General features: G+C 66.7%; 20 protein-coding genes. 7 read left to right on the forward strand and 13 right to left on the reverse strand.

Annotation, left to right across the window (positions count from 1 at the left end):
- Nucleotides 1-250 precede the first annotated feature (250 nt).
- The 3 genes from HCT51_RS06605 to HCT51_RS06615 all read right to left on the reverse strand — a co-directional run bounded on the left by HCT51_RS06605 (nt 251) and on the right by HCT51_RS06615 (nt 2,781).
- Nucleotides 251-1,471 (reverse strand): AI-2E family transporter, encoded by a 1,221-nt coding sequence (locus tag HCT51_RS06605; protein WP_166872753.1) that lies wholly within the window; start codon nt 1,469-1,471, stop codon nt 251-253.
- A 29-nt stretch (nt 1,472-1,500) separates the two neighbouring features.
- Entirely contained in the window at nt 1,501-1,971 is a 471-nt protein-coding gene (locus HCT51_RS06610) for a hypothetical protein (RefSeq protein ID WP_166872750.1), read from the reverse strand.
- 204 nt (nt 1,972-2,175) lie between these two features.
- Entirely contained in the window at nt 2,176-2,781 is a 606-nt protein-coding gene (locus HCT51_RS06615) for a DUF1269 domain-containing protein (RefSeq protein WP_166872746.1), read from the reverse strand.
- 159 nt (nt 2,782-2,940) lie between these two features.
- Here HCT51_RS06615 and HCT51_RS06620 point away from each other — a divergent pair, with 159 nt between their 5' ends.
- On the forward strand, nt 2,941-4,242 hold the full coding sequence (locus HCT51_RS06620; RefSeq protein WP_166872743.1) for a PucR family transcriptional regulator: 1,302 nt from the start codon (nt 2,941-2,943) through the stop codon (nt 4,240-4,242).
- An 80-nt stretch (nt 4,243-4,322) separates the two neighbouring features.
- Here HCT51_RS06620 and HCT51_RS06625 read toward each other — a convergent pair whose 3' ends face one another.
- Entirely contained in the window at nt 4,323-4,547 is a 225-nt protein-coding gene (locus HCT51_RS06625) for a hypothetical protein (protein WP_166872740.1), read from the reverse strand.
- Between the two features lie 110 nt (nt 4,548-4,657).
- On the opposite strand from HCT51_RS06625, the gene HCT51_RS06630 reads away from it, so the two are divergent.
- Nucleotides 4,658-5,275, forward strand: a complete 618-nt coding sequence (locus HCT51_RS06630; protein WP_166872737.1) for a dihydrofolate reductase family protein — start codon at nt 4,658-4,660, stop codon at nt 5,273-5,275.
- On the opposite strand, the gene HCT51_RS06635 is transcribed toward HCT51_RS06630, so the two are convergent.
- The 5 genes from HCT51_RS06635 to HCT51_RS06655 form a co-directional block, all read right to left on the reverse strand.
- Nucleotides 5,276-6,013: a hypothetical protein gene (locus tag HCT51_RS06635; RefSeq protein ID WP_166872734.1), complete on the reverse strand. Its 738-nt coding sequence runs from the start codon at nt 6,011-6,013 to the stop codon at nt 5,276-5,278.
- A gap of 70 nt (nt 6,014-6,083) precedes the next feature.
- Nucleotides 6,084-6,638, reverse strand: a complete 555-nt coding sequence (locus HCT51_RS06640) for a hypothetical protein (protein WP_166872731.1) — start codon at nt 6,636-6,638, stop codon at nt 6,084-6,086.
- A gap of 95 nt (nt 6,639-6,733) precedes the next feature.
- A complete protein-coding gene (locus HCT51_RS06645) occupies nt 6,734-7,594 on the reverse strand; it encodes a 3-hydroxyacyl-CoA dehydrogenase family protein (RefSeq protein ID WP_166872728.1) in 861 nt (286 codons plus the stop codon).
- Nucleotides 7,591-8,202: a hypothetical protein gene (locus HCT51_RS06650; protein ID WP_166872725.1), complete on the reverse strand. Its 612-nt coding sequence runs from the start codon at nt 8,200-8,202 to the stop codon at nt 7,591-7,593. Before HCT51_RS06650 ends, HCT51_RS06645 begins: the two co-directional genes overlap by 4 nt.
- 101 nt (nt 8,203-8,303) lie before the next feature.
- A complete protein-coding gene (locus HCT51_RS06655) occupies nt 8,304-8,594 on the reverse strand; it encodes a hypothetical protein (protein WP_166872722.1) in 291 nt (96 codons plus the stop codon).
- 83 nt (nt 8,595-8,677) lie between these two features.
- Between HCT51_RS06655 and HCT51_RS18960 the strand changes: the two genes are divergently transcribed.
- The gene (locus HCT51_RS18960) at nt 8,678-8,791 is read left to right on the forward strand and encodes a VOC family protein (protein ID WP_370626953.1); all 114 of its coding nucleotides are present in this window, start codon (nt 8,678-8,680) and stop codon (nt 8,789-8,791) included.
- A 7-nt stretch (nt 8,792-8,798) separates the two neighbouring features.
- Nucleotides 8,799-9,515 (forward strand): GyrI-like domain-containing protein, encoded by a 717-nt coding sequence (locus HCT51_RS06660; RefSeq protein WP_166872719.1) that lies wholly within the window; start codon nt 8,799-8,801, stop codon nt 9,513-9,515.
- A 50-nt stretch (nt 9,516-9,565) separates the two neighbouring features.
- Here HCT51_RS06660 and HCT51_RS06665 read toward each other — a convergent pair whose 3' ends face one another.
- Both HCT51_RS06665 and HCT51_RS06670 read right to left on the reverse strand, forming a co-directional pair.
- Nucleotides 9,566-9,958: a VOC family protein gene (locus tag HCT51_RS06665; protein WP_166872716.1), complete on the reverse strand. Its 393-nt coding sequence runs from the start codon at nt 9,956-9,958 to the stop codon at nt 9,566-9,568.
- A 36-nt stretch (nt 9,959-9,994) separates the two neighbouring features.
- Nucleotides 9,995-10,945: an NAD(P)-dependent alcohol dehydrogenase gene (locus HCT51_RS06670; protein ID WP_166872713.1), complete on the reverse strand. Its 951-nt coding sequence runs from the start codon at nt 10,943-10,945 to the stop codon at nt 9,995-9,997.
- Nucleotides 10,946-11,023: 78 nt separating this feature from the next.
- Here HCT51_RS06670 and HCT51_RS06675 point away from each other — a divergent pair, with 78 nt between their 5' ends.
- Nucleotides 11,024-11,806, forward strand: a complete 783-nt coding sequence (locus HCT51_RS06675; protein ID WP_224760715.1) for a thioesterase family protein — start codon at nt 11,024-11,026, stop codon at nt 11,804-11,806.
- A gap of 18 nt (nt 11,807-11,824) precedes the next feature.
- Here the strand turns inward: HCT51_RS06675 and HCT51_RS06680 are convergent, their stop codons facing one another.
- Complete coding sequence (locus tag HCT51_RS06680; protein ID WP_166872710.1) at nt 11,825-12,676, reverse strand: alpha/beta fold hydrolase; 852 nt, start codon at nt 12,674-12,676, stop codon at nt 11,825-11,827.
- Between the two features lie 54 nt (nt 12,677-12,730).
- Nucleotides 12,731-13,165: a hypothetical protein gene (locus HCT51_RS06685; RefSeq protein ID WP_166872707.1), complete on the reverse strand. Its 435-nt coding sequence runs from the start codon at nt 13,163-13,165 to the stop codon at nt 12,731-12,733.
- A gap of 110 nt (nt 13,166-13,275) precedes the next feature.
- Here HCT51_RS06685 and HCT51_RS06690 point away from each other — a divergent pair, with 110 nt between their 5' ends.
- Together HCT51_RS06690 and HCT51_RS06695 are read left to right on the forward strand one after the other, a co-directional pair.
- The gene (locus HCT51_RS06690) at nt 13,276-15,342 is read left to right on the forward strand and encodes a sensor histidine kinase (protein ID WP_166872704.1); all 2,067 of its coding nucleotides are present in this window, start codon (nt 13,276-13,278) and stop codon (nt 15,340-15,342) included.
- Nucleotides 15,339-15,986, forward strand: a complete 648-nt coding sequence (locus tag HCT51_RS06695; protein ID WP_166872701.1) for a response regulator — start codon at nt 15,339-15,341, stop codon at nt 15,984-15,986. Before HCT51_RS06690 ends, HCT51_RS06695 begins: the two co-directional genes overlap by 4 nt.
- Nucleotides 15,987-16,013: the final 27 nt, after the last annotated feature.

Below are 16,013 nucleotides of genomic sequence, written 5' to 3' on the forward strand. Positions count from 1 at the left end.
CTCCAGGGGAGCAGTTCACCTGACCGCCGTCACGATCCTTGGACCAAGACCAGCCCGTTCAAACGACGTGTGGCAATCATCAGCGGAGTCGCCACCTTCGGAGCGGGACTAGTTTCTTGCAGACGCTCTAACTGTTGTCGGGATCGCCGCTGCCGGGTTCGCCATTGATGGGCGCCACAGCTCAGCGCAGCCTGAATCGTGTCTCCTTCGCTCGCAGGCCAGATGCCGGACCTAAATGGGCAGCAACGGGTCACTGCGTTTCGCCCGAGCGGGGTGCTGGCCGATCGCGCGTCTTCGGGCGTGCCCAGCGTGCCGGGACGTTGTCGCCGTCCCACACTTGCACGACGCCCCAGGCGGCGGCAGTAACCGGGACGGCGAGTAGGGCTCCTATGATTCCGCCGACGGCCGTGCCCGCGGCGATGACGACGAGCACGACCAATGCATGGAGGCTGACGGTCCTGGCCATCAGGATCGGCTTCAGGACGTTCCCTTCGAGCTGATTGACGATGATAACGGCCAGCACGACGAGTGCCGCGTTGAGCGGTCCGTTGCTGACAAGGGCAACCAAGGCGGCGACAACACCCCCGCTCACAGCGCCGATAATTGGGATGAAGGCGAGTAGGAGCGTGAGAATCGCGAGCGGTACCGCGAGGGGGACCTGCAGAATGGCTAAACCGATGAAGATTCCCACGGCGTCGAACAGTGCAGCGGCGGCGGTGCTGCGGATGTAGCCACCGAAGACATTGTCCGTCTTGCGCCTGATTCGCTCTGCGCGGTCGTAGGCGATTCCCTCGAAGGGTCGGACGAGGAACTCCCACATCTGCGGGCCGTCTTTGAGTAGGAAGAAGAGGATGATTGCCATCATCCCGAGACTCGCGCTGACTTCGCTAACGGCGCCGATTCCGCCGAGTGCTCCGGATCCGAACTCGGCGCTCGTGACGAAACCGCTGATCTGCTCGCCAAAGTCCTTCAATTGACGCTGGTCCGGTGAGAACGGCAGAGTCTGCACCCAGGCCAGAACGCGCTGGAAGCCATCCTCGGCCTTGACCGTGAGCTCGCGCCATTCGTCGCTGACGGATCCCACGACGAAGACGAGAGCGCCGGTGATCACCGCGAGGAGGAACAAGAGTGTGAGCGCGGCGCCAAGGGCGGGCGGGACGCTGTGTCGTCGCGTCCACTCCATCCACGGTGTGAACGCGGCTGCGAAAATGAGCGCCAGCACAAGAGGGATCGTGACGATCGACAGGCGGCTGAGTAGCCAGACCAGTGCCACGACGACCGTGCCGACGAGGAGTATCTGCGCTCCGCGGGTCCCGGCGCGCCCAAGACCGTCGCTCCAAAGCCGCGAACGGGATGCCCGAGGCGTGTTGGCGGGCGCGGAGCCGGAAGTCTCCAAATTCGCGTGATCCTGCTGCCCGCTTTGGACTATTTCGGTCGTGGGTCGGTCCAGGTACCTACTTCGGGATCGCATGCTGCTCCTTCGTTCGTTGGATGGGTGGGCTAATGGACGGCGACCTTGAGCAGGACGACTCCGCCGACGGCGGCCAGCTGGAGCAGCAGGTAGCCCACTTTCTGCCCCTTCGTGGTGGCGCTCCCGCGCAAGCCCCAGAGAACGAGCAGGAGCTGGGTGAGGGTGAGAGCCGCAATCGAGAGAGTCAGCCCCGTCCTCAGACTCCAGATGCCGGTGTCGCTGAGCAGCAGAAGAACGGCGGGCACGACGGTGATTTCGAGAGCGCGGATCGACGCTACAAGGATGCGGCGCATCGTGCTACGCCGCGTTGCTCCTCCGCGCTCGCTGGCGTGCGCGATCGTTTCGGCGACAAGGCTCGCGGCAAACAGTCCGCCCATGGTGCCGACAAGGCTGCTCGCGGCGGATCGTCCGGTGAACGCCTCAGACAACGGGATCATGACCAACAGAGTGGCGACGCCAGTGATGGACGCGTACAGCGCCTCCCGGACTTGCTGCGTCATCCGCGCCGCTCGTATGCCGTGTCCATCGGTTAGGCCGCCGGTTACGAGCACTCGTCGTTCGGTTTCCATGATTGCGAATCCGTTCGGTTTGGTTTCGGTTGTCGTGAGCCAACAGAGCAACTGCTCGCCGATGGCCCCAAGGAGCGGCGATCGGGGCGACCGTGCGCGTCGGAACGCGCTCGGTGCCCCGATCGGCCGGGCGCCTTAGTGGATGTCGAGCTTCTCCTTGAGGGCCGCCTTGCGCTCCTCGGCGTTCTGGCGGCGCTCCGCCTTCCACTGTTCGCGCGCTGCCCGGTCGGCTTCCTTCTGCGCCTTCCGGTAGGCGTCCTCTGCGGCCTCGAGCTCGGTGAGCACCACCTCGGCGGGACGCCGATACACGGTCCCGCCCTGCTCAGTCATCAGCTTGTCCACGACCTCGGCGGCGTACTCGTTGACCTCCGCGACGACGGCCGTGCCGCCCAGGGGGATGTAGTGGCTGATCTCTTCGAGCACGCTGTCGGATGCATCCGCACGACGGATGTCGAAGGCCCCTCCAACCATCAGGCCTCCGGTCCACCCGAACAGCATCCCGATCGGGCCGCCGATGACGCCGATCATGCTCCCAATCAGGCTGCCTCCCAAAGTGGCGGCGCCACCCAAGGTGTCGCCTCCCTCAGGGGCGTCGAGTCGGCCCTGCTCGTCACGGGTGACGATGCTCGCGGCGAGCACCTCGACTCGCCCCTCCAGACCGGCGCCCTTGAGCTCGCTGAGCGCCTGGTACGCGCTGCTGCGGTCCTCGAAGGGGACGGCGATAACATTGTGTTCGGACATAGTGTGACCTCCAGATCACGTTGGTTTTTTGTTTGGATTTGCGCGGCTTTCCGCGACTCATCAACCCTCCCGTGGATCGGTATTCGGGTCATCGTGCGCTCTGTCGCGGCCCTCGACGCAACCATGTGCACTCTGCACTCCTGCGGCTAGGCTGACCGTGTGTCGACCGCAGACTCGCTGGCGAAGGTCATCGCCACGCTCGATTGGGACGGTGACCTCGGACCGGCTTCGCTGGCAGTGGACGAGGCCGAGCAACTACGATCCCGATTGGGAGACGGTGCAACCCGGTGGGTGGCCGGCGCCGTGGAACAGTCCCTCACCGCACTGCACGGGCAGATTCACGACTCGCTCGCACCGTGGCCGATCATTCGAACGTTTACCCGGCACGTTCTCACCGCCACCTTGCTCCGCCTCGCGGACCAGGACAGGCTGCCAGTAGACACGGGGGCGATCGATCGTGATCTCGCCGAAGACATCGTTGCGCGGGGTATCCCGTTGTCGGATATCACCCAAGCATTGCGGAGCATGCAGCGTGAGTGGCTGTCGCTCCTGATAGATGCCGCCCTAGGCGTGCGTCCAGATGGCATCGGCGTCGTCCCGGCCTTGGCGACATCGGTTACCGGAACGATGGATGCGTGGATCGGCGCAGCAACCGATGCGATCGTCGAGGAGCGCCGGCGTGTTTACCTGGCTGAGCAGGTTCGCATTCGGAGCGCGATTGAATTGCTGGTGACGGCAGAGCCCGTGGATGTCGAAGCGGTCACACAGCTGCTGCGGATCCCGCTGATCGGCTGGCATCTAAGTTGTGCCATCGGAGTACCTCCGGGAGGCACGGTCGAACGGCGAGTCTTGGATGGCCTCGTGCACTTGTTTGCTCGGGTAGTCGGCAGCGAACGAATGCTGCGATATGAAACGAGCGCTGGGACGGTTCACCTCTGGGTGACCACAGATCGCCCGGCGCGCACACCACGAGTCGAGGATCTACGCGTGCCGGCACCACTGCTCGTTGGCATTGGCGAACCACACCCGGGGCCCGACGGATTTCGGCGAACCTTTCTGGAAGCGTCCGATGCGCTGCGGCTGGCCGGCAGTCTGGGCGACAACGGCGGAGTCTCCTACGGCGACGCTGCGTTAGCGATCGTCCTGAGCCGGGACGAGGAACGCGCCCGCTGGTTTGTCGAGCATGAGCTTCGTGATCTCGCCACGGACAGCCCAGAAATGGCCGACCTGCGCAACACACTCCGGACATTTTTCGACACGCGGATGCGCATCGCTCCGGCAGCTGAACGGCTCTTTCTGCACCGCAATACGCTGATCAACCGGCTCGACCGGATTCAGGCCGTCCTGGGACACGGCGTCGCCGAACGCCCGGCCGAGACCCAGGCAGCGCTGGTGCTCGCGGAACTCTTCACACGGCGTCCCGAAGATCCATCCACCGGGCGCCACGAGTTCGGTGCTTAACCGGCAAGATCATGGCCAAGTCCGATCGACGACGGTGGTTGCTCTCAGGTCGGCGGCTTAGGTCCGACGGAACGGCAGGCTCAGAATGTGCTGCCGAGGATGAGTAGCGCAATCACAACAATCACGAGGCCGAGCGTGCCGAGCGCACGATTGATGCGGCGTCGGCTGACCGTTCCCTTCCGGAACGACGACCGCGAGATCTTATCCAGATTCGGCAGGTAAGCCTGAAGCGGACCTTCCGGCTGTTCCGGCTGAAGGACACGAGCATCCGCTGTGGGCACATCATCATCATCGACTGAGGCCATAGTGCGAGGGTACCGATAGCCGACCCATAATGCGCCTCAACGCCAAAAGCCAGTGGTTGACGTCGCGATGACGCCACGAGAGATTGGGGGAACGACGGAAGGAGCCAATCGTGGGAATCCTCTCGGTTGACCTGTTCATCACCCTCGACGGGGTCTACCAGGCGCCCGGCGGCCCCGACGAGGACCGCGAGGGCGGCTTCGAATTCGGCGGCTGGCAGGCCCCATACTTCGACACGGAATCGGGCGAGGCGATCGGCGCCGGCATCCAGCGCATGGACGCGCTGCTGCTCGGCCGCAAGACCTACGACATCTTCGCGTCCTACTGGCCGAATCAGGGCGACGATGACCCGATCGCGTCGACCTTCAACGCGCTGCCGAAGTTCGTCGTGTCGCACTCGCTGACTGACCCGGCGTGGGAGGGCACGACTGCGCTTTCGGATGTCGCGACAGACGTGCGCGCGCTGAAGGACCGATTCGATGAGATCCACGTGATCGGCAGCGGCAACCTGGTGCGGTCACTCCTTGAGGCCGACCTGGTTGACCGGCTGAACCTCTTCCTCTACCCGGTGACGTTCGGCTCGGGCAAGCGGCTCTTCGCCGACGGCACCGGCGTGCCGGCGGCGTTCAGGCTGGCGCAGCCGCCGCAGGGTTTCCCGAAGGGCGCGAGCTGGCTCGTGTACGAGCGGGCCGGCAAGCCCGTCACGGGCATCGACATCTCGCAGATGTAGTCAGGCCGCGCGTGGCGCCCTGCGACGAACCGTCGCCCCGGCCGCGATGAGCATCGCGACCCCCGCCGCGGCCGTCGACGCCGCAACGACCGTCTCGCTCCACGGGGTCGTGTCGTGCGATATGCCGGCGATGAGAGGCGCGATCACATAGGTAGCCAAGATGTGGCCCAGCCCAGTAGAGCCGATCAGGAACACGCAGGCCACCGCCGCCGCCTGCGACTTGCGCCCCCACAGCAAAATGAGGGCGATCAGACCGACGAGCCCGACTAAGCCCAGCGCCGATGAGTGTTGCAGCGGAGAAGGAGTGCCGGTCAGCCCCGAGACGAGGGCATGCGCTCCGTGGACGCCGAACGATCCGGCGACAAGGAAGGCAAGCACGACCTCGACCACGACCACGAAGCCGGCCAGACCGCGACGTGAGTCGGCACGCGTCTCAGCCAAGACGCCGAGTGGCATCACCAAGACGCCGAACGCCAGGAGCAGGGTGCCAACACCAAAGAGCTCAGCCGCCGTGCCGATGGGCTCCCACGGAGCCGAAGGAAAAGAGTAATCAAAGAGATGGTCTTCGATCGATAAACCGTCGCGCATCCACGAGCCTCCCCACCGCTGGAGCGAGGCCACGAGCTGCAGTACAGCGGACCCGAGAAACAGTCCGGCCACGATGAGTGACACACTGACCGAAGTCCATCGGAAACGAACGGGGCGCGTACGGTGATCGGAAGCTTCAATGGCCGACATGCGCTCACACTAGCGGCAACGTCGAAAATCAGCGATGGAACCTGGGACACAACAGTGGAGTTGGCGCCTGTCAGCCGTTGATGGGCATAACCGCACCAGACAGCTCGACGCGCACAGGCACGTCGGGGCGTCCGAGTGCCTCGGCGAATGCGGTGCCGACGTCGGCCAGGCTGTTTCCATCGGGGAGTTCCACGATGCCGACCCATATCCCTGAGCCGTCGTTCTCCATGCCGGCCATCGCCACTTGGAAGTCCGGGATCAGCCCCGGGGTTCGCACGACGAGCGCGTTGAGTTCTCCGGGTAGGAACTCCGCGTGCTGAAGGGCAACGGTAATGGTGTCTGGCGCTTCGTCGATGATGGCGGCGAGTTCGTCGCTGGGTTCGCCATGCCAGGTGATTGTCACGGTTTCCCGATCTTCTGAGATCGCAACGGTTCCATAGCGGGCGTCACCATCGAGGGACATCTGCAACCCGTTCAACCAGTCGTAGATCTCGACGCCGATCGGCGGTAAGGCCAGTTGCTCCGCGGCAACGTCAGGGAGCGCGGTTGCGGGCCCGCTGGGTGTTGGATCGGCGGGTGGGGCAAGCGCAATCACGGCAAACGTGATCGCTGCGGCAAGGGCCACGACACCTAGCGTTAACCCGGCTATGAGCCGGACCCTGATGCGAGGCTCAGAAGGTGGAAGAAACGGGTTTCTGCTCTCATCGCGCATGGCGTTCACTACCGCGGATCGGCGGAATAGTCGAAGAACCCGCGACCGGTCTTGCGTCCGAGTTCGCCTGCGGCGACCTTGTCGCGCAGGATCTGCGGGGGAGCGAACCGTTCGCCCAGGGCTTCGTGCAGGTACTCGGCGATCCCGAGGCGCACATCCAGTCCCACCAGGTCCGAGGTGCGCAGCGGTCCGGTCGCATGCCGATAGCCGAGCACCATCGCCGTGTCGATGTCTTCCGCGCTCGCCACTCCCTCCTCGAGCATCCGCATCGCCTCCAGGGCGATCGCCACACCCAGCCGGGAGCTCGCAAAACCCGGCGCGTCTTTGACGACGATAGGAGTCTTGCCTAGAGCCTCGACCCAGGTCGTGGCCTGTAGTCGCAGCTCTGGCTCAGTGCTACCGGTCAGGACGATCTCCACGAGCGCTGAGCCAGGCACGGGATTGAAGAAGTGCAGGCCGCAGAGGCGGGCGGGTCGCTGGAGTCGATCAGCCAGCCCCGTGACCGACAGGGACGACGTATTCGTCGCAAGCCACGAGGACTCCCCGACGATCTGCTCCGCTTTCCCTAGCGCCTCGACTTTCAGCGAGAACACCTCCGGAACAGCCTCGACCACCAGCCCCGCCGTCGCCAACGTTTCATAGTCGGCGCTGACAACCAGTCGACCGAGAACGGCGCCGGCGTCCACCGCTGAATCGCGCGCAGCTGCCTTCGAAACCCCATCATCGAGGCGAGCGCGTGCCTGATCTACGGCGGCAGCGTCGCGCTCGATCACGATGACGGAGGCTCCCGCCTGCGCGAATACCTGAGCGATCCCGGCACCCATCCGGCCTCCGCCGATCACGCCGACCAATGACGGGAGAGTGGTCATCTCGACTCTTTCGTAGCAGATCCGACGCTTCGGAGCGCCTCGGAGTACCGGATCGGGTCGTTACGGGTCTCGTCCGTGAGCAAGAGAGATGACTGCCCGATCGGCCGCGTGAACGTCCCGCGACAGGGAATGAGAACCAGCTTCGTCAACCCCCCGCGCCACGCGGTGATGAGCACGTCGAGCGACTTTCGCTCGGGTGACTCGTCATAGGGCAGTGGCAGCCCTGACGTCAGTGTTTCGAATTGCGCGCGATTCCAGTCGTCGAAAGCCTCTGTGAGTGCCTCATCGCCGAACCGGTCGCGCCACGACGGCCCGCGCAGCTTCCCGAGCAATGTCGTCCGGTCATCGGACCCGATAGCGCTCTGCGTAAGCCGATCGAACATCAACGGGTCGTGAACTTCTCCCGCATGGGCCAGGCACTCTCGCCAGAGCTCGGCCCAGCCGTCGCGCCACTCAGCAACGGAGGCTGGACGATCGGCGTCCGCGGGTGCGGGAGTGTTGGTCAGGAGCGGTGGCAGATCCGCTCCCGTCACCCGCAGGTTCCACGCCTCGCGGATCCAGAGAAGCTCGTGGAGCATGTGCGGCGCGTTCTCGATGGTGATGACCATGTCGTGCGGCCACGGATTCCCCGGTTTCGGCTCAGAAGAACGCATCGAACCCTCCCTCACTCGTCACAGTGTTGCACGAGCATGAGGGATGCGTCCGTTCGTCAGGAATCGTGCTCTGGCCATTGCTCATGCAGTGCGCGCTTTCGAATCCGCACGATGAGCTGGTCGATGCCGGTGACTAGGTCATCCCGCGCATCCGACTGGACAAGGCCGTATCGCACGAGGTCGCGTCGGAGGCGCCTCAGGAGCGGGTCGATCAAGGCTGGATCGTCCTGATCGACGATCACCTGAAGATGCCCGAGCACCCCGACGAGGACGGCAGCATCGGACCATGAGATCTCCCCAACGCTTTCGTTACCCCCAGACTGCGTTGGTGAATCATTCGACGTCATCGTCCACCCTTCGGTCAGCCCGGTACCGGCACCGGGGACTCTTGGCACTGGATTCATGTTGCCGGCGTTCCTATCATTCGAGCATGACCAGCCGTGTGATGCACTTCGAGATCCCGATCGATGACTCTGACCGCGCCAGCCGGTTCTACGCCGAGGTCTGCGGCTGGACCGTGAGCAAGTGGGGTCCTGTGGACTAGTTGGACGATGACCACCGGGGCTCCAGCCGGACCGGGAGCGGAGGGGGCGCTCACGCCTCGCTCGGAAGCGCCCGACGGTGTGCTCGTCTACGTGGGTGTTCCGGACATCGACGAAGCACTGACGAAGATTCGTGCGGCCGGCGGCGAGACGCTCACCGAGAAACAGGCGATCCCCACCATTGGATGGATGGCCCGGTTCCGCGACCCCGAAGGCAACGTCATAGGTCTGTTCCAGGAAACGGGCGGGGCCGCGTCGGACGAGAGCGGCATGGACATCGAACGCATCAGCGTCACCCCGCGCACGGTGCTCGGAGTTCGCGAGATGGTGATGCCCGAGGACATGCCGGAGTTTTTCGGCCGCGCATTCGACAAGGCGTATTCGGCGCTGCAGGAACAGGGTGCTGAGGTGGCCGGGCCGCCGGTCGCGGTGTATCGAGGCGATCCGGAGCACGGGTTCGACGTGCTTGCGGGGTTCCCGGTGGCGGGCGCAGTCGCACGGTCACCCGGACTTGAGGTGGAGGAGCTGCCGGCTGGCCCGGCGGTCGCAATCATCCACATCGGAAGCTATGACTCGATGACCGAGACCTACGCCAAGGTCACCGCGTGGATGCAGGACCAGAAGCTCACTCCCGCCGAGCCGATGTGGGAGGACTACCTCACGGGACCGGACGCGAACCCAGACCCCGCGACCTGGCGCACCCGAATCGTGTTCCCGCTGGCCTAGCTGTACTGCCCACGGGGTGCGTGACCGGCTTCAGCGTTACCCGGCCATGCTCACGCGGGACTCGCCAGCTGGATGAGGTTGCCGCAGGTGTCGTCGAGCACCGCGGTGACCACGGGGCCCATCGGGGTCGGTGGCTGGGTGAAGGTAACGCCCTGCGCTTCGAGTTCACGGTGGGCGGCGGCGACGTCGTCCACCGCGAACGAGGCGGCGGGGATGCCGTCCTGCACGAGCGCACGTTTGTAAGCCTTGGCCGCGGGGTGGTCATCCGGCTCGAGTAGCAGCTCGACCCCATCCGGATCGTCAGCGCCGACCACGGTGAGCCAGCGGAATTGCCCCACCGGCACATCGTTCTTGAGCACGAACCCGAGCTTTTCGGTGTAGAAGGCGAGAGCCTTCGCCTGGTCATCGACGAAGACGCTTGTCACGTTGATTCTGGCGCGCATGGGAACTCCTCACGGTTGTTTCAGGGGGTGACGACTTCAGGGGGTGACGACCACCTTGCCGAGCGCACGACCTTCGCCGACGTAGGCGAGAGCCTGGGGCACCTCCTCGAGCGAGAAGGTGCGGTCAAGGTGGATGCGCAGGTCGCCGGCGACGCAGCGCTCGGCGACGGGCTCGAAGTGCGCCGGCCCCGCCTTCACGAGGAGAACCCCCAGCGAACGGCCGGTGAGCCAGCCAACCGCGGCGCCGACCGTCACAACTCGCAGCAGCGTCCGCACGGTTCCACCGACGCAGCGGTATCGGCCGCCGGGCGCCAACGCCCTGCGGTAGGCGAACACGGATCGGTGCGCGACGAGATCGAGCACGAGGTCATACGGTTCCAGCCGGGTGAAGTCCTCACGGCGATAGTCGACCACCTCGTCGGCGCCGAGCTGGCGCATGAAGTCGAGCTTGCGCGCGTTGTCGACGCCGGTTACGTGCGCCCCGGCGAGCTTGGCCAGCTGGATCGCGAACGAACCCGCTCCGCCACCCGCCCCGTTGATGAGCACGCGCTGCCCGCGGCGAGCGCGGGCGGTTCCCTGCAGGGCGATCGCGCCCGCCTGCGGCAGGGTCGACGCCTCCGCGAACGTCAACTGCTGAGGTTTGTGCGCGAGCGAGGCTTCCGGTGCGACCGCGTACTCGGCGAAGCCGCCCATGAGGCTCAGGTTGTCGCCGTACACCTCATCGCCGACGCGGAACCGGGTGACGCCAGCGCCGACCGCGGTGACCCGTCCGGCGATATCGGAGCCAAGCACCCGACGCCGCGGTGCGCGAAAACCGCCCATTCGCGCATACCCCGGACTTCCGGTCAGCCCCTCCCAATCCGACAGGTTGACGGATGTCGCGGCCACCTGTACCAGCACTTGATTCGCCCGCGGCACCGGCACCGGAATCTCCTCGACCCTCAGCACATCGGGCGGCCCATAGCGGTCATAGACGACGGCTCTCATGCGGGTTGGCTCCGAACGGCGGAGCGAGGGCACCGGGACACGCGATCAGCATAGGGGCCGGTGGCTAGGCTGTGCAGCGTGACCAGTCCTGAGCCCTACTACTTTGCGCGCGGGAATGGCCGTTTCGAGTCCACGGTGCACGCTCAAGGGGCATGGAATGCGCATGAGCAGCACATGGCACCGGTGTCGGGCATCCTCACGCACTGCCTCGAGCAGTTCCAGCCGCGGCCAGAGTTGCGGATGGCGCGGATCAGTTTCGACATCCTGGGGCTGATTCCCGACGGCGAGTTCGAGGTGCGCACCACGATGCTGCGCCCCGGTCGCACGATCGAGCTGCTGCAGGCCGAACTGGTGTCGGACGGTCGCACGGCGGTGCGGGCGACGGCCTGGCGACTGCAGCGCTCCGACACGACTGCGGTCGCGGCAATCGAAGACGAGCGGATGCCGGGACCCGACGAGTTTGCGGAACCGCTGGATCTGTCCGAGTGGCCGGGCGGCTACATCCGGTCGATCGACGCGCGTCCGGCGCCCGGCCACGCGACCGGTCGCGGACGAGTGTGGTTGCGCACCGCGCATCCGTTGGTCGGCAACGCGTCGTACTCGGATGTCGCCCGCCTGATCGGCATGGTCGACACGAGCAATGGGATCGCCAGCAGGGTGAAGCCGGGGCCGGGTGACTACCTGTTCCCGAACGTCGACCTGCAGGTGCACTTGTATCGGGAGCCGGCCGGCCAGTGGCTCGGGTTGGCGAACTCGGTCAGCTTCGGCCCGGACGGCATCGGACTCACCTCCACCGTGCTGCACGACGCGCGCGGTCCGGTCGGGCGAGCCGAGCAGATCCTCACGATCCGGCAGTCCTGACAGCAGCGTTCGGCTGTCTTAGGCGACGGATCTCAACCACGTTGTCAGCAGTGGCAGGGTCACGTCGCTGCGCATCGCGCCGATGTGGTCGCGGCCGGGAAGGAGCCGTATGGTCCAGCCGGCCGCTTCCAGCTCGGCCTGATGCTCGCGGAGTGGGGGAGCGATACGCACGGTGACGCCACCCCACCGCGGGCTGTAGGAGATCTCGTCGCCGGCGCCCGCATAGGCGAGGCGGGGGATCGTCAGCTCACGCGCCGCCCGGGCGTCATCGAAGTCCTGCAGTGCTTCGTACAAGGTGACGAACTGACGGGTCTGTGAAGGAGTCGTCGTCACCTGAGCGGAATCCCAGTCGCCCGGCTCGACGTCGACGGGGCTGCCGGGCGCGGTTGACTGGGGCGCGGTCGACTCGGCGTGCGCGGCGCGAGTCACGGCCAGCATCTCGCGGTACGGTCCACCCATCGGCGGATACCCGCCCATCGCCAGTGCCCACAGTCGATCGGTGCGGATAGCGAGCTGCAGCCCGCACAACGCCAGCCAGGAGTAGCCGGCGTACGCGAAACGGTCAACGTCCGCGGCATCCGCAATCGCCAGCAGGTCCTGGCTCAGCGACTCTGGCGTCAACGTCTTGGCGGCGGGATGCGCCATCCGGTGGCCTTCCAGATCGGCCGCGATCACCCGGAAGCCCGCGTCACGGAGGCCGGCGATCACGGTCGGGCCGGCATCCGGATCGGCGCCCCAGGCCCGCATCGTCTCCGCGGTCGCCGAGTCGTACGGGACGGTTCGGATCGGCAGCAGCACCGCCCGGCCGTCGCCCACCGCCACCACGTCAATCGTGGAGCCGTCGTGCAGCACAGCAGCCATCCCGGTCATCGTGACACCCCTTGGTGTATATCTGGGCCTTCCTATCCCGATGGTGTCATGTGATCAGGAGCGAGCGGCCCGTGCCTGTCGCGAACGGACAAAGCGTCGCGTCGGGGGAGAGAGCTCCAGAGCAACCACGATGAGCGCGACCACGCCGAAACTGATCGCCTCGGTCTCCTGGATGGTGACCAGCTTCACCAGGGTGAATAGCGCCATGAAGATTCCCCAGGCGATCACGCCGGCCTGGCCGATGCCGCTGCCCCTAAACTGCGCGATCACCGACACAATCCCGATCAGGGACAAGTAGCCGTACATGGACAGGAACGTGGCATCCACCGGACCGTACCCGTCGAGGCCGGAGAAGTAGATCGCACCGTAGGTGCCCACCGAGGCGAGCAGGACGGTGAGAACGGAGGCGACGATCACAGTAGCCGGCGGACGGCGCGTTGCCGTCCGGCGCTCGGGGGACAGGACTTCTGAGTTGGTCTGAGTTGTCATGGCATAACGCTGGCGGTGGACCTGTCCCAGCGGCGAGGGGCACCCGTCCCGTCTTCGATTGGGACTTCCTGTCCCGTGCCGATGCGCCTGATCGCCGCCATACTGGGCGGATGGGAGCCGTAGGAGGCCTTGTCGCCGTCGTCACCGGGATACTCGGCGGGCTGCTCCATGCGGTCAACGCGGCCGCAGATCGGGTGCACACGCCCTCCTTCTGGTTCATGGGGCTGGCGACAGCGATCGCCTATGGCGCCGTGTCGGTGGTGCTGCGCCGCAGCGACGCGGTGTGGATCCGCCGGGTCACGGCCGCCATCGGAGCGTCCTCGGGGCTCGCCCTGTTGGCGATGGAGTGGGCGTGGCTCGGTGCTGTTCCGCTCGCCGGCTTCGCGCTCTGGATCGGCTCCTGGCTGTGGGTGGTCGCTTACGTTGCCATCCTCTCGGTGCTGCCGCACGTGCTGCCGCGTGGTGAGGTCACCTCGCCGCGGTGGCGCCCGGCGTTGTGGCTCTCCGTCGCCACGCTGGTCGTCGCGTCGACCGTCTGGGCCATCACGCCATACGACCAGCAGGACTTCCCGCTGGAGCTGCGCGAGCTGGTGAACCCGATCGGGATGTCGCTGGCCACCCATCCGGTGACGGTGATCGGTGTCGGAGTGCTGCTCCTCGTCTCCACGGCCCTGGCGATCGCCTCGCTCGCGGCCCGCTGGCGCCGCTCCGGCGGCCTGGCCCGGCAGCAGCTCAAATGGCTGCTGCTCGGCGCCGCCGGCACGTTAGTGCTCGCGGGCCTTGCCCGCGCGTTCCCCGCCGGACCCACCGAGGTGATCGCCGGTCTGGCCATGCTGCCGGTGCCGATCGCCCTGGGCATCGCGGTGCTCCGCCACGGGCTGTGGGAGATCGATGTCGTCATCTCCCGCTCGATCACCTATGCCGCACTGTCGGCTGCGGTGATCGTCGTCTACCTGACGAGTGTGTGGCTGCTCGGCAGCATCCTCGGCGACTGGACCGGCGCCCCGGTGGTCGCGACGGCACTGGCGGCGCTGGTCGCCTTGCCGCTGCACGCTCGCCTGCAGCGTTGGGTCAACCTGCGGGTGCATGGGGATGTCGAGGAACCGCATGTGGCGCTGGCCCGCCTGGGGGACCGGTTGGCCGCGGCATCCGACCCGCAAGAGCTGTCGACCCGGGTGCTGCCCGCCGTCGTCGAGCAGGTCACCCGGTCGCTGCGCGCATCCGGTGCCCGGCTGGTTCTCGTCGACGGCACCACGGCGGTTTTCGGAAACACAGCGGTGTTCGGAGATTCCATCGAGACGGATGTCGCGACCGGCGTCGCCCGGGTGTCGCTCACTTACGGCGGCCTGCCCACCGGTGAACTGATGGTGCACCGCCCCGGCGGGCTGGATGCCTCCGATCACCTCGTGCTCGCGCGACTGGCGACGCAGGCCGGCGTCGCGGCGCACACCGTGTTGCTCGCGCACGAGGTGCAGCGGGCGCGCGAGGCGGTCGTCGTCGCCCGGGAGGAGGAGCGGCGACAGCTGCGGCGCGACCTCCACGACGACATCGGACCCGCGCTCGCCGCAGTCGCACTGCAGGCGGAAGCCGCGCTGAAGCTTGCCGTGGATGATCCGGATGCTGCGGCCGCCCTGATCGCGCGCCTCGCGCCGCGACTGAACCAGGCAGTCGGCGACGTGCGCGCATTGGTGCATGAGCTGCGCCCGCCCACCCTCGACGAGTTCGGCCTCGCGGCATCCGTGCACGAGCTCGCGGCGCGCATGTCGACCCCCGCTGTGCCGGTGACCGCGGATGTCCCGGACCTGGCCGGGCTGTCGGCAGCCCTTGATGTGGCCGCCTACCGGATCGTCGCCGAGGCGGTGACAAACGCGGTGCGTCATGCCGGCGGATCTTCCGTGCAGGTGCGGCTGGCGGTGGCGGGCGGCAACCTCGAGATCGAGGTCTTCGACGACGGGCGCGGACTGCCCGCCGAGCCGGTGCCCGGGCTGGGCCTCACCTCGATGCGACTGCGCGCCGAGGAACTCGGCGGTGAGCTCTGCCTGGCGACGAGTGCACTGGGCACCCGGCTGAGCGCCCGGATTCCGCTGGCCACGCAGGTTCCCGCCGAGCGGCCAGTGCCCACGCGACTCCCGGTTGACCGGCTCGCGGACACTCAACCCGCAGGGCGCCTCGCATGACCGCGCGCGTGCTGGTGGTCGACGACCATCCGCTGTACCGGGAGGGACTCGTGACCGTGATCGCGACCATGCCCGGCACCGAGGTGGTGGGTGAGGCGGCGGACGGCGTCGAGGCGGTACGGCTTGCCAACGAGCTGCAGCCGGATGTCGTCATCATGGACTTGAACCTGCCGCTGCTGAGCGGGGTGGAGGCCACCCGGCAGATCACCGAGGCGGCGCCCGGCATCGCGGTGCTCGTGCTGACGATGCTCGAGGGAGACGACTCCATCTTCGCGGCGTTGCGCGCCGGTGCGCGCGGATACCTGCTGAAGGGCGCCGACCGCGCCGAGATCGAACGATCGCTCGCGGCCGCCTCACGCGGCGAGGTGGTGTTCTCGCCGGCGATCGCCGAGCGGGTGCTGTCATTCTTCGCCGGAGGCAACTCACGGGCCGATGCCGGACCGTTCTCGGCGCTCACCGCGCGCGAGCATGAGGTGCTCGACCTGGTCGCTCGCGGGCTCACCAACGCTGAGGTCGCCCGCCGCCTGTTCGTCAGCGACAAGACGGTGCGGAACCACGTGTCTAACGTCTTCGCGAAGCTGCACGTCGCCGGCCGCGCCGAGGCGGTCGCGCGGGCCCGCGATGCTGGCCTGGGTGCCGGGTAACCTGCGTTTCTGGCGCAGCGCAACCGC

It is taken from the genome of Salinibacterium sp. ZJ450 (assembly GCF_011751885.2).
In the GTDB taxonomy this organism is placed as follows: Bacteria; Actinomycetota; Actinomycetes; order Actinomycetales; family Microbacteriaceae; genus Ruicaihuangia.

Coding starts and splice junctions, on each gene's coding strand:
- HCT51_RS06605 (WP_166872753.1), bottom strand. CDS start 1,471: ATGCGATCCCGAAGTAGGTACCTGGACCGACCCACGACCGAAATAGTC.
- HCT51_RS06610 (WP_166872750.1), bottom strand. CDS start 1,971: ATGACGCAGCAAGTCCGGGAGGCGCTGTACGCGTCCATCACTGGCGTC.
- HCT51_RS06615 (WP_166872746.1), bottom strand. CDS start 2,781: ATGTCCGAACACAATGTTATCGCCGTCCCCTTCGAGGACCGCAGCAGC.
- HCT51_RS06625 (WP_166872740.1), bottom strand. CDS start 4,547: ATGGCCTCAGTCGATGATGATGATGTGCCCACAGCGGATGCTCGTGTC.
- HCT51_RS06635 (WP_166872734.1), bottom strand. CDS start 6,013: ATGTCGGCCATTGAAGCTTCCGATCACCGTACGCGCCCCGTTCGTTTC.
- HCT51_RS06645 (WP_166872728.1), bottom strand. CDS start 7,594: ATGACCACTCTCCCGTCATTGGTCGGCGTGATCGGCGGAGGCCGGATG.
- HCT51_RS06650 (WP_166872725.1), bottom strand. CDS start 8,202: ATGGTCATCACCATCGAGAACGCGCCGCACATGCTCCACGAGCTTCTC.
- HCT51_RS06655 (WP_166872722.1), bottom strand. CDS start 8,594: ATGACGTCGAATGATTCACCAACGCAGTCTGGGGGTAACGAAAGCGTT.
- HCT51_RS18960 (WP_370626953.1), top strand. CDS start 8,678: ATGACCAGCCGTGTGATGCACTTCGAGATCCCGATCGATGACTCTGAC.
- HCT51_RS06660 (WP_166872719.1), top strand. CDS start 8,799: ATGACCACCGGGGCTCCAGCCGGACCGGGAGCGGAGGGGGCGCTCACG.
- HCT51_RS06665 (WP_166872716.1), bottom strand. CDS start 9,958: ATGCGCGCCAGAATCAACGTGACAAGCGTCTTCGTCGATGACCAGGCG.
- HCT51_RS06670 (WP_166872713.1), bottom strand. CDS start 10,945: ATGAGAGCCGTCGTCTATGACCGCTATGGGCCGCCCGATGTGCTGAGG.
- HCT51_RS06680 (WP_166872710.1), bottom strand. CDS start 12,676: ATGACCGGGATGGCTGCTGTGCTGCACGACGGCTCCACGATTGACGTG.
- HCT51_RS06685 (WP_166872707.1), bottom strand. CDS start 13,165: ATGACAACTCAGACCAACTCAGAAGTCCTGTCCCCCGAGCGCCGGACG.
- HCT51_RS06690 (WP_166872704.1), top strand. CDS start 13,276: ATGGGAGCCGTAGGAGGCCTTGTCGCCGTCGTCACCGGGATACTCGGC.
- HCT51_RS06695 (WP_166872701.1), top strand. CDS start 15,339: ATGACCGCGCGCGTGCTGGTGGTCGACGACCATCCGCTGTACCGGGAG.